Source organism: Nitratireductor sp. GCM10026969, from assembly GCF_042660605.1.
In the GTDB taxonomy this organism is placed as follows: Bacteria; Pseudomonadota; Alphaproteobacteria; order Rhizobiales; family Rhizobiaceae; genus Chelativorans.
In genome coordinates this window covers 1-14,697 of record NZ_JBHSUM010000035.1, presented here as the reverse complement: position 1 = coordinate 14,697, position 14,697 = coordinate 1, and the positions used below count along the sequence as shown (strand labels likewise).

Sequence of the window (14,697 nt, the reverse complement as noted above, 5' to 3'; positions counted from 1 at the left end):
ACATTGCAAGCGGCTACGGACGGTTTGAAACGACGCGCCGTACGCCGCCTGTCTCGCCTACCACGGGAAAGGTGGATGCCGCACATGGTATCTGGTAGGCCAATTCTGAAAAGATCCCTCCTCGTCTGCGAACGCTGCCATTTCTCATGACCTACGACCAGATCTTTCTCTTCAGCCTGCTCGGCGTCGTCTTCATCTTCCTTCTGTGGGGGCGCGTGCGTTATGATCTGGTGGCCTTTGCCGCGTTGGTCATCGCAGTGATCGGCGGGGTGGTGCCGGCGGAATACGCCTTTGCGGGCTTCGGGCACGAGGCGGTCATCATCATCGCCCTGGTGCTCATCGTCTCGCGGGCGATGGTGAATGCCGGAGCGGTCGAGCTCGTCGCCCGTCTCGTCTTGTCCACGGACCGGTCGCTCCCCACCCATATCGGCATCATGTCGGTGGTTGGTGCTGCGCTTTCGGCCATCATCAACAACGTTGCAGCACTGGTCATGCTGATGTCGCTCGATCTGGAGGCCGCCAAAAAGGCGAAACGGGCCGTCTCCGCCTCGCTGATGCCGCTCTCCTTCGCCACGATCCTCGGCGGCATGATCACACTCATCGGCACACCGCCCAACATCGTCGTCGCCCAGTTCCGCGAACGCGCGCTGGGGGAGCCATACTCCATGTTCGACTTCTCCCCCGTCGGGCTCGTCTGTGCGCTCGCGGGCATCACCTTCGTCACGACGATCGGCTGGCGTCTTATTCCGAAGCCCGACGCGGCGGCCACCATCGGGGAAAGCGGCGAGCCGGCGCTGTTCGTGGTCGAGGCCAGGGTGAAGGAAGATTCGGAGGCAATCGGCAAGCCGCTCGGCGCGCTTTATCCGCTCGCCGACAAACACGACGTCTCCGTGCTCGGCCTGGTGCGCCGCGGCAAGCGACTGCCCGGATTCGCCGCCGGCGAGGAGGTGCGCAAGAGCGATCTCATCGTTATCGAGGGCGATCCGCAATCCGTCGAAGCCTTTATCGGCGCGGCCAAGCTGCGCACGCCCGGCTCCGGCAAAAGCGAAAGCCTGACGGGGAAATCGCTGAAGCTGGTCGAGGCCATCGTGCCGGACAACGCCCGCATGGTCGGCCGTACGGCGCTGGACCTGCGTTTGCTCTATCGCCGCGGCGTGGCGCTGCTCGGCGTGTCGCGCCAGGGCCGGCGTTTCCGCGAACGCGTGCGCAATCTGCCGATCAAACCGGGCGACATGGTGCTGCTCCTGGGGCCGGAAAGCCGCGTGGCGGACGCCGCCGAGTGGCTGGGTGTGCTGCCTCTGGCGGAGAAAAGCCACAACGTGATCCAGCGCGGAAAGGCGTTCCTCACGATCGGCGTCTTCACAGCCGCCGTGGCAGCTGCCGTGATCGGGCTTGTGCCGCTCTCGATAGCGCTTGCCGCGACGGTCATCATCTACACGCTGTTCAACGTGATCGGCGCGCGCGAGGTCTATGAGGCGGTCGAATGGCCGGTGATCGTGCTTCTGGGCTCGCTCATTCCGCTCGGTCTGGCGCTGGAGGAATCGGGCGGCACGCGGCTCATCGCCGAGGGGCTGGTCGCCCAGGCGGGCACGCTGCCGCCGTGGGCTATCCTGGCGATCCTCATGGTCGTCACCATGACGCTGTCCGATTTCCTCAACAACGTGGCCACGTCCCTGATCGCAGCCCCGGTCGGGCTGTCGGTCGCCCGGGCGCTCGACGTCTCGCCCGATCCCTTTCTGATGGGCGTGGCCGTCGCCGCCTCCTGCGCGTTCCTCACCCCGATCGGGCACAAGAACAACACGATCATCATGGGCCCCGGCGGCTACCGCTTCGGCGACTACTGGCGCATGGGGCTGCCGCTGGAGATCATGATCATCGCCGTCGGCGTTCCGGCGATCCTGTTCTTCTGGCCGTTGTAGAACCGTTACATCACCGCGCCGATCTGCCACGGCACGAACTCGTTGTCGCCGTAGCCGAGCTGCTCGGACTTGGTGCGCTTGCCGGAGGCGACGGCCAGCACCTCATCGAAGATCTGGCGGCCCTTCTCCTCCAGGGTGACACCGTCGAGAATATCGCCGCAATTGACGTCCATGTCCTCGGCCATGCGCTCGTACATGGCGGAGCTGGTGGCCAGCTTGATCGATGGCGAGGGCTTGCAGCCATAGGCGGAGCCGCGGCCGGTCGTGAAGCAGACGACATTGCAGCCGCCGGCCACCTGCCCCGTCACGGAGACCGGGTCGTAGCCGGGCGTGTCCATGAAGACGAAGCCCTTCTCTGATACCCGTTCGGCATATTCGTAGACGGCGGCAAGCGGGGTTGAGCCGCCCTTCGCGGCCGCACCCAACGACTTCTCCAGGATGGTCGTCAAACCACCCAGCTTGTTGCCCGGCGAGGGATTGTTGTTCATCTCGCCCTTGTGGCGGGCGGTGTAGTCCTCCCACCAGTGTATGCGCTCAATCAGCTTCTCGCCGACCTCGCGGCTGATAGCGCGGCGGGTCAACAGATGTTCGGCACCGTAGATCTCCGGCGTTTCGGCAAGCACCGCCGTGCCGCCGTTGCGCACCAGCATGTCGGCGGCCACGCCCAGCGCCGGATTGGCGGTGATGCCCGAATAGCCGTCGGAGCCGCCGCATTGCAGCGCAAGGGTGATCTCGGAGGCCGGCACCGTCTCGCGCTTGTGGGCGCCGACCACGGGCAGCATCTCGCGCACGCGCTCCAGACCCGCCTCGATGGTGCGGCGCGTGCCGCCGGTATCCTGGATTGTCATGGAGCGGAATGTGTCGCTTTCCTCCAGCCCGTAAAGCTCCTTGAGGCGGGCGATCTGGAAGACCTCGCAGCCGAGCCCGACCATCAGCACGCCGCCGAGGTTCGGATTGCTGGCATAACCCCACTGGGTGCGCTTCAACAGGTCGAATCCCTCGCCCGAGGATGCGAGCCCGCAACCCGTTCCGTGGGTAAAGGAGACGACGCCGTCGACATCGGGGAAATCGTCGAGCATGCCCGAACGCATGGCCGCCTCGGCGATGAAGCGGGCGACCGAGGCGGAGCAGTTCACGCTGGTGAGAATCCCGATATAGTTCCGCGTTCCGACGCGGCCGTTCGCACGGCGGTATCCCTGGAAGGTCGCCTGCTCGGCCACAGGCAGCACGTTGACCGGCTGAGCGTCCTGGCAGAAGCGGTAATCGCGCTCGAAATCGCCCATCTCCAGATTGTGCTCGTGCACCCATTCGCCCGGCCGGATCGCTTTGCTGGCGAAGCCGATCACCTGGCCGAACTTGCGCACCGCCTGCCCCGATTCCACCGGCTCGAGCGCCACCTTGTGGCCGAAAGGGATGCGTTCGAGCGCGTGCACGGCGCCGGTGAGGGGCATGCCCTCCTCGATCTTGCGCGCGGCGACCGCGATATTGTCATTCTGGCTGAGCCGCAGGAAAGGCGGCCGGCTGTCCATCATCATGTCTCGTCTCCGGCGGTCCGCAAGCCGCCATCATTCGGGTTCTCTAGCGGTAAAACAGCGTCGGCAGCCACATGGTCAAGGCCGGCAGGAAGGTGACCAGCATCAACACCACGAACAACGGCACCAGGAATGGCAAGGTGGCCGCCATGCAGCGCTCGAAAGGCACCTTCGAGACGCGCGAAAGCACGTAAAGCACCATGCCCACCGGCGGCGTCAAGAGGCCGATCATCAGATTGAGCACCATGATAACGCCGAAATGCACGGGGTCGACGTCCATCTTCAGCGCAATCGGCAGGAGCACCGGCACCAGGATCGTGATCGCCGCCACGGTTTCCATGAAGCAGCCGACGGCGAACAGGATCAGATTGATGAGCAGCAGCACGACGACGGGGCTTTCCGAGAAACCGAGGATCAGCGAAGCAAAGTGCTCCGGAACGCGGTTCGACGTGAGGATCCATGCGAATATGGAGGCGGCGGCGACGATGAAGAGCACCACCGCCGTGGTCTCGATGGTGTCGAAGGAGACCCGCAGGAACCGCCGCCAGGACAATGTGCGATAGACCAAGAGGCCGAGGAACAGCGCCCACACGCAGGCGGCGATCGCGGCTTCGGTCGGCGTGAAGGCGCCGGACAGAATGCCGCCGACGATGATGATCGGCGTGAGCAGCGACAGGAAGGCACGCCGGAAGGTGATCCACAGGACCGAGAAGCGGAAGGCCTGGTCGCGCGGGTAGTTGCGCTTGACCGCGTACCACGCGACCATGATCATCAGGGCGAAGGCCATCAGCAGCCCGGGTATGAGACCGGCGGCGAAGAGCTGACCGATCGAGGCGCCCGCGACCACGCCGTAGATCACCATGGGCAGGGACGGCGGGATGATGGGGCCGATGGTCGAGGACGCGGCGGTGATGCCGACGGCAAAGCCGGGGTCGTATTTGGCGTCGCGCATGGCCTTGATCTCGATGGCGCCGAGGCCGCCCGCATCGGCGACCGCCGCGCCGGACATGCCGGCGAAGATCACCGAGGCGCCGATGTTCACGTGGCCCAGACCGCCACGCATCCATCCCACGATCGCCTTGGCGAAGTCGAAGATGCGCTCGGTGATGCCCGAGGTGTTCATGAGATTGCCGGCGAGGATGAAGAAGGGAACGGCCAGGAGCGGGAATGAATCGACGCCGTTCACCATGCGGTGGACGACCACCATGTCGGGAATGCGCCCATCCAGAAAGATGAAGATCGCCGAGGCGCCGGCAAGCGCGATCGCCACGGGAATGCCGAGGACGATCATGCCGAAAAGAGCAACGAAGAGAATCGTCAGCAACATGGGTCAAAGCGCCCCGGACTGTTGGAAGGACTCGGGATCGACGAGCCGGCTCGTCCCGGTGCGCAAATGACGCAGCAGAACTAGGACGGCACGCACCGTCATGGCGACGAAGCAGAGGGCGACCATCCAGTAGATGACGGATTTGGGGATGTCGATGGACACCATCATCTGCTGCGTGCGCCCGGCCATCTGACTGCACAGCCAGGCGGTGACGCCGAAGAAGACGATCGAGACCAGGTCGGCAAAGATCTGCAATCCGAAACGCGCCCGACGCGGCAGATAGCGATAGAGCAGTTCGACGGCGATATGGCTTTCCTTGCGAACCGCGATGATGGCCCCCAGAAAGGTGACGCCGATCAAAAGAAAGCGGGCGATCTCCTCCGTCCAGCCCAGAGAGTTGTTGAGCACGTAACGGGTGAAGAACTGGAGAAAGACGACGAAAGCGAGCACCCAGAAGACGACAATGACGAGGCTGTCCTCGGCCCGCAGGTCGGAAAGATCCTCGTCGTCGTGAACGGGCGCGGCAGGCTCCGCGCCGAAACGGCTGTCATTGTCGGACATGGAAAAAGCCTCGGTGGAAATCCCGCGCCGCCCGGGCGGCGCGGGAGGAACAAGCCTATTGGATTGCTTGCAGCCGGTCGTAGATGTCCTGATCCCAGGTGGCGTCCTCGCCGTTGTGCAGCTTCACGGTCGCCTCGCGGAACGGGGCGCGGTCGACCTCGTTGACCGTCACGCCCTGGTCGCGGAATCCCTCGACCAGTTCCTCCTCCTTCTGGATCACCTGCTGCGTGGCGCATTCGGCCGTCTCGTCCAGCACGCGGTCGAAGGCCTCGCGGTCGGCTTCGTCCAGGGAATTCCAGACCGGACCGCCGACGATGGTCAGAAGCGCGTCGGTGATGTGGCCGGTGAGCGTGATCTGGTCCTGCACCTCGTAGAACTTCTTCGCCTCGATCGTCGGCAGCGGGTTCTCCTGCGCATCCACGGTGCCCTGCTGAAGGGCAAGATAGACCTCGGCAAAAGCGATGGGCGTCGGATTGGCGTTCACCGCCTTGGGGAACATCATGTAGAGCGGCGCGTTGGGCACGCGGATCTTGAGCCCTTCCATGTCCTCAGGCGTGTTGATCTCCTTGTTCGACGTAACATGGCGCTCGCCGTAATAGGTGAGCGAGGTGATGTGATTGCCGGAAGCCTCCTCATAGCCTTGAGCGAGTTCCGAAAAGAGTTCCGAATTGCGGAACTTGTCCCAATGTTCGTAATCGCGGAACATGTAGGGCGCGCCGCCGATGGCGATCGGCCCGTAGGCGCGGCCGGCGAAGAGCTGGCCCGTGTAGATGATGTCCACTGTCCCGAGGCCGAGACCTTCGTTGATGTCGACCTCCTTGCCGAGCGACGACGCCGGAAACACCTCTATGGAATAGCGCCCGTCCGTCGCCTCCATAAGCTTGTCGGATGCCTCGACGGCACAGGTGTGATAAGGCTCGCCCGCCTCGTAGACGTGCGCCCATTTCAGCACCGTCTGGGCCGAAGCGGGCAGCGCGGCAAACGAAACACCGCCCACCAGGGCGGCGGCGAGCGAATATGTGAGCTTCTTCTTCACTGGTACTCCTCCCTTTGAACCATACGACTTAAACATGCCCGGTCGTCCGACAGCCGCACGATGCATGCATACGCAGGATCCTCCAATCCCGCCGCCGACCGGGGACCGCAATAACGGCCACGATTTTCAAGCCGCGAAAACCCTACTAACATGCTAGTATGACATCAAGCACCGAATTCTCACCAGCCATCGCAACCCGCAGAGGCGGGGCGACGGATCATGTCGCCAATGCGTTGCGCCAATCGATCGTGACCCTCGAACTGGTACCCGGCGCCCAACTCGACAAGCGGGTGCTGACAGCCCGCTTCGGCGTTTCCCGCTTTCCCATCTCCGAGGCCCTGAACCGACTGAAGCGGGAGGGGCTTGTGGATGTCCGCCCGCAGAGCGGCTCGCGCGTCTCTCTCATCCGCCTTTCGGACGCGGAAGAGAACCTGTTCATGCGCCGGGCGCTGGAGGCGGAGGTGGCCGAGGCGCTGGCGCGACGCGGCGACGCCGACCTCCTGGCTGAGCTCAAGGACAACTTGCGCCGGCAAAAGATTGCGGTGGACACCGATGACCGCGAAGACTTCCACGCGCTGGACCTTGCCCTCCATGACCGGATGGTCGAAGCGCTCGCCTTTCCCCGGCTTCGGGCGATCACGGAAAGCGTACGGCTGTCGCTGGACCGGGTGCGGCGGCTGCTCGGCTCGCCGCGCCGCCATGCCGTCACCTATGGCGAGCATGTGCAGATCGTCGCGGCGCTGGAGGCGGGACGACCGGACGATGCCCGCGCGGCCATGGTCGCGCATATCGATGCCGTGCTGACGGAACTGCGGATCTTCTGCAGAAAGCACCCCGAGGTATTCGCGGACCTGACCGCCCCCTCCGCCGACGGTCGCCCGTGATTTCCCGTAGCTGCCGGAACATACGCCCACGTTCGGGGCTGGTGGCAGGAGGAACTGCAGCACGGCCGCGCAACGACCCGCGGCGCGCCGGGTGCGATGAACGGTGCAGGCGCACAGCAGCGATTTACGGTTGAATCATGGCATCGCCCATCCTATCATCCCGGCAAATAAAAACTCATCAATCAGGGGATGGTTGGAATCGGAGTCGATTCTAGCCGGTGTTTCTTTTACATTCATGCCAGCCGCGTCGATATTGTTCAGGGCGTAATTCCGCTTGTCCGAGCGGCCGAAAAAAGAGGAAAGATGGAACCCAAGTTACGAGTCAGGGACGTCTACAAGATCTTCGGCGACAACCCGCAGGACGCTTTGGATCGTCTCAAACGGGGACAGACAAAGGAGGAGATCCTCGAAGAATCCGGACAGGTGGTCGGTGTCCAGGATGCCACCTTTGATGTCGAGGAAGCGCACATCTTCGTGGTGATGGGGTTGTCGGGCTCCGGCAAGTCGACGCTGGTTCGCATGCTCAACGGGCTTATCAAGCCCACCTCCGGGCACATCCTCATCGACGAGGACGACGTCGCCAGTTGCTCGCCCGAACAGTTGCGCCGCATCCGCCGCAACAAGATCGCCATGGTTTTTCAGCACTTCGCGCTGTTTCCCCACAAGACCATCGCCGAAAACGTCGGCTACGGCCTGAAGATCAAGGGCGTCGGTGCCGCCGAGCGGCGCCAGAAGGCGCTCGCGGCGCTCGACCAGGTCGGGCTTGCCGCCTGGGCCGACAGCTATCCCTCGGAGCTTTCCGGCGGCATGAAGCAGCGCGTGGGTCTTGCCCGCGGGCTTGCGACGGATCCGCCGATCCTGCTCATGGACGAGCCCTTCAGCGCGCTCGATCCGCTGATCAGGCGGGAGATGCAGGAGGAGCTTCTGGGCCTGCAGAAGAAGCTCAAGAAGACCATCGTCTTCATCACGCACGATCTCAACGAGGCGCTGATGCTCGGCGACAGGATCGCCATCATGAAGGACGGGCGCTTCGTCCAGGTGGGCACAGCCCAGGAAATCGTCTCCAATCCGGCCGATGACTACGTGGCCGCCTTCGTGGCCGACATCGACCGCGGGCGCGTCTTCACCGCGGGCCATGTCGCCAACGCGCCTGCGGCGGTGCAGCTTTCGGCCAGCGCCGAGGACGCGCTCCAGACGATGGAAGAGAGCAACCGCACGGCGGTTTACGTGCTCGACGGCGAGAAGGTCGCCGGCGTGGTCAGCTATCAGGATCTTTCGACCGCCGCGCGCGGCAACGGCGAGGCGGGCACTACCTTGGCGGACGTGCTGGTCACGGACTATCCTTCGGCGGTGGAAGACGCTCAGCTGCACGAACTTTACGGGCTGGCGAGCACGGGCCTGCCCGTGGCCGTTCTCGACGGCAAGGGGCGACTTATCGGCGTCATCGAACCCGAGGCCGTCTTCGCTCAGCTTTCCGGGGACGAGCAGACTACCCAGCAGGAGACCGGTCAAAGCGAAACGGGAGCGCGGGCGGCATCGTGACCGCCCCTGCCAGTCAGCCGCATTTCGGAGACGCTCATGTTTAGTCCGTCTGACCTTCTGGTCATCCCTTTCGACGATTGGATCAACACCCTGGTGCGCGACTTCCTCGTGCCCAACTTCCGGCCGTTCTTCCGCGCCCTGCAGGTGCCGGTAACGGGCGTGCTCAACATGTTCGAGGCATTTTTCCAGTTCGTGCCCATGCTGGTGACGACCGCCGCCTTCGCGCTGGTCGCCTGGCGCACCGTGGGGCGCGGGATGGCGCTCTTCACGATCATCGCCCTCATCTTCATCGACATGATCGGGCTGTGGCCGGAAACCATGACGACCCTTTCGATGATCGTCACCTCGGTGCTGTTCTGCGCGGTCATCGGCGTGCCCATCGGCATTCTCGTCGCCGGCAGCAACAAGCTGTGGGCGGTGACGCGGCCGATCCTCGACATCATGCAGACGATCCCCTCCTTCGTCTATCTGGTGCCGATCGTCATGCTGTTCGGGGTCGGCATGGTGCCGGGCATCATTGCCACCATCATCTTCGCCCTGCCGCCCATCATCCGGCTGACCAATCTCGGCATCCGCAACGTGCGCGGCGATCTCGTCGAGGCGGCGGAAGCCTTCGGCTCCACCCGCTGGCAGATGCTGTGGGAGGTGCAGATCCCGCTGGCGCTGCGGACCATCATGGCCGGTCTCAACCAGACCCTGATGCTGTCGTTGTCCATGGTCGTGATTGCCGCCCTCATCGGCGCCGGCGGCCTCGGGCTCACCGTCTATACGGGCCTCGGCCGGCTCGACGTCGGCGGCGCGACGGCGGGCGGGGTCGGCATCGTGCTGTTGGCAATCATCCTCGACCGCATCACACAAGCACTCGGCGAGCAGAGCGGAGTGCGGACCCCGTCGCTGCGCCAGACACTGGTTTCGCTGTTTCGCCCACGCGCAGCCGCAACGGGCGAAACCAAGAAGTCGGGCAACTGAGCCCGCCGAAGCGGGGCGGTGATGTCCCGTCGCGATATGCGGGTTACGGCCCGCGGTCACCAATGAACACGAAAGGAGAGGCTTATGTTCACGATAAAGAAAGCCGTGCCAACCCTCGCCGCCGCCGCTCTCCTGAGCGCCGGCTCGCTGTCGCCCGCCGTGGCGCAGGATCAGCCGGGCGAAGGCAAGACCGTCCAGATGGCGCGCGCCACCTGGGACACGGGCTGGTTCCACGCCGAGATCTACAAGCAGCTTCTCGAGGAACTCGGCTACACGGTGGAAGGCCCGACGACGCTCGACAATCCACCCTTCTACCAGGCGGTCAGCCAGGGCGACGTCGACCTTTGGGTCAACGGCTGGTTCCCGCTCCACAACACCTATCGCAGCACCTTTGAAAGCGGTGCCGAGATCGTTGGTGCCGTCGCCAGGGGCGGTGCGCTTGAGGGATATCTCGTCGACAAGGCCTCGGTCGAGGAATTCGACATCAAGACGCTGGACGATTTCAAGCGTGACGAGGTCAAGGAAGCTTTCGACCGCAACGGCGACGGCAAGGCCGATCTGGTGGCCTGCCCTCCCGGCTGGGGCTGCGAGGTCAATATCGAGCATCACTTGGACGCCTACGACCTGCGTGACCACGTGAACGCGATCAAGGCCGGCTACTCCGCCTCCATGGCGGATGCGGTCGCGGCTTATGAAAACGGCGAATCCATCTTCTTCTACACCTGGACGCCGAACTGGACGGTGAACGAGGTGGTGCCGGGCGAAGACGTCATGTGGATCGAGGTGCCGGAAGTCAATCTGCCCGAAGACATGGCAGATCTGGAAGACGCCGCCACGCTGGAAGGCGTCGAAGGCTGCGTGGCCGACCCCTGCACGCTCGGCTTCCCGGCAAACGACATCGTGCCGGTCGTCAATTCCGAGTTCCTCCAGGAGAACCCGGCCGTCGGCGCGCTCCTCGAAACCGTCTCGATCCCGCTGCCTGCCATCTTCGCCCAGAACGCGGCGATGAACGCGGGCGACGACGACATCGAGGGTCAGGCCTCGACCTGGATCGAGGAGAATCGCGACCAGGTCGACAACTGGCTCGAAGAAGCCCGCGCGGCAGCGGAGTAAGCGCCTCTCCATCCAAGCCGCAAAGGCCGGGCCTTCGTGCCCGGCCTTTTTCATGGGCGGGCATCGCCGGGCGAAGCCACAAAGGGCGTGGACAAAGTTTTTGTCGTCCTCCCGCAGACTCCGTGAAAGAAAGAATAAAAACAAAGTCTTGAGAAAACAGATTTATGTGTCCGGAGTGCCGTTTATCCCCGCATAGGCGGCGCGCCTTATGATCAGCCTGACGACAATTGCTTGCGAGGCTGCCATGAGCATCGACCCGGAGAATACCGCCCTGTTGAAACTCCCCTATATCATGCCAAGCCAGGCCCAGAAGCACGTGACGCACAACGAGGCGATCCGTCTGCTGGACGGCCTGACGCAGGTTTCCGTGCTCGACCGCGACTGGACCGCGCCGCCCGATACGCCCGAGGAGGGTGACCGCTACATCGTCGCCGAGGGCGCGAGTGGTGGCTGGGAGGGGTGGGACTCCAACATCGCCTATTTCGCCGATGGCGTCTGGATCAGGCTCGTGCAACGAACCGGCTGGCTCGCCTGGGTCGAGGACGAGGCGCGGATTGTCGTGTGGGACGGCAGCGCCTGGACGGACACGATCGGCAATCTCACGGCCGACGATCTGGCCAGCGGCGTCGCTCCCATGATCGGCGTCAACACGGCGGCCGATGGCCAAAACCGCTTCGCCATCAAGTCCGACGCGGCCCTGTTCTCGCACGACGACGTCACGCCCGGCTCCGGCCACATACGTGCCACGGTGAACAAGGCGGGAGCGGACAAGGATGCGGGCTTCATCTTCCAGAGCGCCTGGAGCGCGCGGGCCCTGTTCGGGCTTTTGGGCAACGACGATTTCTCGATCAAGGTGAGCCCGGACGGTGCTGCCTACCACACGGCCCTGGTGGTCGACCGCAACAACGGGCTGGTGAAGTTCCCCGGCGGCCTGTGGGGTACGGGCAGCAGCGCTGGGACGCTGGGAGCGCAGGCGCTCGCCTTTACCGGCGGGCTGGACGGTTCCGCGCTCGGCCAGAGGATATCTTTCGGCAGCGGCCAGACCATCGGGGACGGCCCCTGCATGCCCTTTTCCGGCAAGGTGGTAGCGGCGACGATGGGTCAGCAGTCGGGCACCGCCGGAACTTACACGCTGGAGGCGGTGAAAAGCGGCGGCCGGCAGGGTGCCTCCTACCGCCTGTCGCATTCCTATGGCGGCAGCGGAGGGCAGCACGCGATTGCCGATTTCCATTCGGCCATGCTCGCATTCGCGGCCGGTGACCGCATCAGCTTCGAGGTGGTGGAGCAGCCCGGGCCGGCCGCCTTCACGGTCACCTTCTTTGTCGTTTTCGACTGAGGGCGCAATGCCGGCGGCACCGCCGGCTCTCTCCCAGAAAAGACTCAGACGGGGCGGAGACGCTTGACAAGCCCCGCACCATCGCCTCTAAACTTACGTCTTCACCAGGGGGGCCCGGACAACGGGCTGAGATACCGCTGGCCTAAAAGGTAGCGCGGTGACCCTTAGAACCTGATCCAGTTCATACTGGCGTAGGGATGGTGCGACGGCTTTTCGGGGAACCGCCCCATCGGGTTCAGGCCCACAGATCAGAAAAAGCCTCTCCTTCATCCTTCCAAGAACTGGGTCTCCTGTGCAAAGCGCGAAGGAGCCATGCCATGGATGCCCGCAACCAGCCGACACCCGAAGTCACGACCGGTCCCCTGCCGGCCTCGCACAAAGTCTACAAGCCCGGCACGCACCATCCCGATCTGCGCGTGCCCATGCGCGAGATCGCCGTCCACCCGACGGCCGGCGAGCCGCCGGTAACGGTCTATGATTCGTCCGGCCCGTACACGGACACCGAGGCGCAGATTGAGATCGAAAAGGGCCTGCCGCGTCTGCGCGAAACCTGGATCACGGCGCGCGGGGACGTCGAGCGCTACGATGGACGAAGCGTCAAGCCGGAGGACAACGGCTTTGTGAGCGGCGATCGGCTGACGCCGGAGTTCCCCACGCGCAACCGTCCGTTCCGGGCACGCGACGGCAAGGCGGTGACCCAGATCGCCTATGCGCGCGCCGGCATCGTGACGCCGGAGATGGAGTTCATCGCCATCCGCGAGAACCTCGGGCGTGAAAAGCTGAAGGAAAAGCTCGAGCGCGACGGCGAAAGCTTCGGCGCGGCCATTCCCGATCACGTGACACCGGAATTCGTGCGCGACGAGGTGGCGCGCGGCCGTGCGATCATCCCGGCCAACATCAACCATCCCGAAATCGAGCCGATGATCATTGGTCGCAACTTCCTGACCAAGATCAATGCCAATATCGGCAATTCAGCCGTCACCTCCTCCATGGCGGAAGAGGTCGAGAAGATGGTGTGGGCGACGCGCTGGGGCGCCGACACGGTGATGGACCTCTCCACCGGGCGCAATATCCACAACATTCGCGAGTGGATCATCCGCAATTCGCCGGTGCCGATCGGCACCGTGCCGATCTACCAGGCGCTGGAGAAGGTGGGCGGGATCGCCGAGGAGCTCACTTGGGAGGTCTACCGCGACACCCTCATCGAGCAGGCCGAGCAGGGCGTCGACTACTTCACCATTCATGCCGGCGTGCGGCTGCACTACGTGCCGCTCACGGTTGACCGGGTGACCGGCATCGTTTCCCGGGGCGGCTCGATCATGGCCAAGTGGTGCCTTCATCACCACAAGGAGAGTTTCCTCTACGAGCATTTCGAGGAGATCTGCGACATCTGCCGCGCCTACGACGTCTCCTTCTCGCTGGGCGACGGACTGCGCCCCGGCTCGATCGCCGACGCCAACGACGCGGCCCAGTTCGCCGAACTGGAAACGCTGGGCGAGCTCACGAAAATCGCCTGGGCGAAGGACTGCCAGGTGATGATCGAGGGGCCGGGCCATGTTCCCATGCACAAGATCAAGGAGAACATGGACAAGCAGCTCGAGATCTGCGGCGAGGCGCCCTTCTACACGCTCGGACCGCTGACGACCGACATCGCGCCCGGCTACGACCACATCACGAGCGGTATCGGCGCGGCGATGATCGGCTGGTTCGGCACGGCCATGCTCTGCTACGTCACGCCGAAGGAGCATCTGGGCCTGCCCGACCGGGACGACGTGAAGACGGGCGTCATCACCTACAAGATCGCCGCCCACGCGGCCGATCTCGCCAAGGGCCATCCGGCGGCGAAGATCCGCGACGACGCGCTGTCGCGGGCACGTTTCGAGTTCCGCTGGGAGGACCAGTTCAACATCTCGCTCGACCCCGAGACCGCCCGCGCGCTCCACGACGAGACGCTGCCGAAGGAAGCGCACAAGGTGGCGCATTTCTGCTCCATGTGCGGACCGAAATTCTGCTCCATGCGCATCTCGCACGACATCCGCGCCGAGGCGCAGAAGGAGGGCATGGAGAAGATGGCGGAAAAATATCGCGAGGGCGGAAAGCTCTACGTGCCGGTCGAGGAGGCGACGGAGCAAACGCACGAAACCTAGGTGCAGCCGGATCGATCGAGCCGTGCCCGCGAATACTGGCGCTCTCATCCCCCTCTGCCCGGCAGGGCAGAGGGGGTATGCCGGGGCGCGGGCCTGTCCGGCTGGCCACATATCCTTGTTTTGGCAAAGAACCCCTGATGCGTATTCTCGTCAAAGGTGCCGGCGTCGCGGGCTTGACCGTCGCCCATGAACTGGCCATCGGCGGGGCCGACGTAATCGTCATCGAGAAAAGCTCCGCGCCGGGCGGCGGGGCATCGTGGCTTGCCGGCGGCATGCTGGCGCCGTTTTGCGAGCGAGAGGCCGCCGAGCCCGCCGTCGTGGAACTCGGCCG

At 64.3% G+C, this 14,697-nt stretch carries 12 protein-coding genes and 1 riboswitch; of the genes, 8 read left to right on the top strand and 4 right to left on the bottom strand.

What is annotated here, in order from left to right:
* Window positions 1-146 precede the first annotated feature (146 nt).
* Window positions 147-1,919, top strand: a complete 1,773-nt coding sequence (locus ACFP9U_RS10100) for an SLC13 family permease (RefSeq protein WP_378621072.1) — start codon at window positions 147-149, stop codon at window positions 1,917-1,919.
* Window positions 1,920-1,924: 5 nt separating this feature from the next.
* Here the strand turns inward: ACFP9U_RS10100 and ACFP9U_RS10095 are convergent, their stop codons facing one another.
* From ACFP9U_RS10095 to ACFP9U_RS10080, 4 genes are read right to left on the bottom strand one after another with little or no spacing between them, the layout of a single operon-like run.
* Window positions 1,925-3,454: a UxaA family hydrolase gene (locus ACFP9U_RS10095; RefSeq protein ID WP_378621071.1), complete on the bottom strand. Its 1,530-nt coding sequence runs from the start codon at window positions 3,452-3,454 to the stop codon at window positions 1,925-1,927.
* A gap of 43 nt (window positions 3,455-3,497) precedes the next feature.
* Complete coding sequence (locus ACFP9U_RS10090; RefSeq protein ID WP_378621088.1) at window positions 3,498-4,772, bottom strand: TRAP transporter large permease; 1,275 nt, start codon at window positions 4,770-4,772, stop codon at window positions 3,498-3,500.
* A gap of 9 nt (window positions 4,773-4,781) precedes the next feature.
* Window positions 4,782-5,339, bottom strand: coding sequence for a TRAP transporter small permease (locus ACFP9U_RS10085; RefSeq protein ID WP_378621070.1), 558 nt, complete (start codon window positions 5,337-5,339; stop codon window positions 4,782-4,784).
* 55 nt (window positions 5,340-5,394) lie between these two features.
* Window positions 5,395-6,375, bottom strand: coding sequence for a sialic acid TRAP transporter substrate-binding protein SiaP (locus tag ACFP9U_RS10080; protein ID WP_378621069.1), 981 nt, complete (start codon window positions 6,373-6,375; stop codon window positions 5,395-5,397).
* A 158-nt stretch (window positions 6,376-6,533) separates the two neighbouring features.
* On the opposite strand from ACFP9U_RS10080, the gene ACFP9U_RS10075 reads away from it, so the two are divergent.
* The 7 genes from ACFP9U_RS10075 to ACFP9U_RS10045 form a co-directional block, all read left to right on the top strand.
* On the top strand, window positions 6,534-7,259 hold the full coding sequence (locus tag ACFP9U_RS10075; protein WP_378621068.1) for a GntR family transcriptional regulator: 726 nt from the start codon (window positions 6,534-6,536) through the stop codon (window positions 7,257-7,259).
* Window positions 7,260-7,562: 303 nt separating this feature from the next.
* Window positions 7,563-8,801, top strand: coding sequence for a quaternary amine ABC transporter ATP-binding protein (locus tag ACFP9U_RS10070; protein ID WP_378621066.1), 1,239 nt, complete (start codon window positions 7,563-7,565; stop codon window positions 8,799-8,801).
* Window positions 8,802-8,837: 36 nt separating this feature from the next.
* Window positions 8,838-9,770: an ABC transporter permease gene (locus ACFP9U_RS10065; RefSeq protein WP_322452755.1), complete on the top strand. Its 933-nt coding sequence runs from the start codon at window positions 8,838-8,840 to the stop codon at window positions 9,768-9,770.
* 84 nt (window positions 9,771-9,854) lie between these two features.
* Window positions 9,855-10,883: a glycine betaine/L-proline ABC transporter substrate-binding protein ProX gene (gene proX / locus ACFP9U_RS10060; RefSeq protein WP_378621064.1), complete on the top strand. Its 1,029-nt coding sequence runs from the start codon at window positions 9,855-9,857 to the stop codon at window positions 10,881-10,883.
* A 244-nt stretch (window positions 10,884-11,127) separates the two neighbouring features.
* Entirely contained in the window at window positions 11,128-12,219 is a 1,092-nt protein-coding gene (locus tag ACFP9U_RS10055; protein ID WP_378621063.1) for a DUF2793 domain-containing protein, read from the top strand.
* Window positions 12,220-12,315: 96 nt separating this feature from the next.
* Window positions 12,316-12,435, top strand: a riboswitch (TPP riboswitch).
* Between the two features lie 101 nt (window positions 12,436-12,536).
* A complete protein-coding gene (gene thiC, locus ACFP9U_RS10050; protein WP_378621062.1) occupies window positions 12,537-14,366 on the top strand; it encodes a phosphomethylpyrimidine synthase ThiC in 1,830 nt (609 codons plus the stop codon).
* Between the two features lie 137 nt (window positions 14,367-14,503).
* Window positions 14,504-14,697: FAD-dependent oxidoreductase (locus tag ACFP9U_RS10045; RefSeq protein WP_378621060.1), on the top strand; the 194-nt coding region annotated here is incomplete at its 3' end.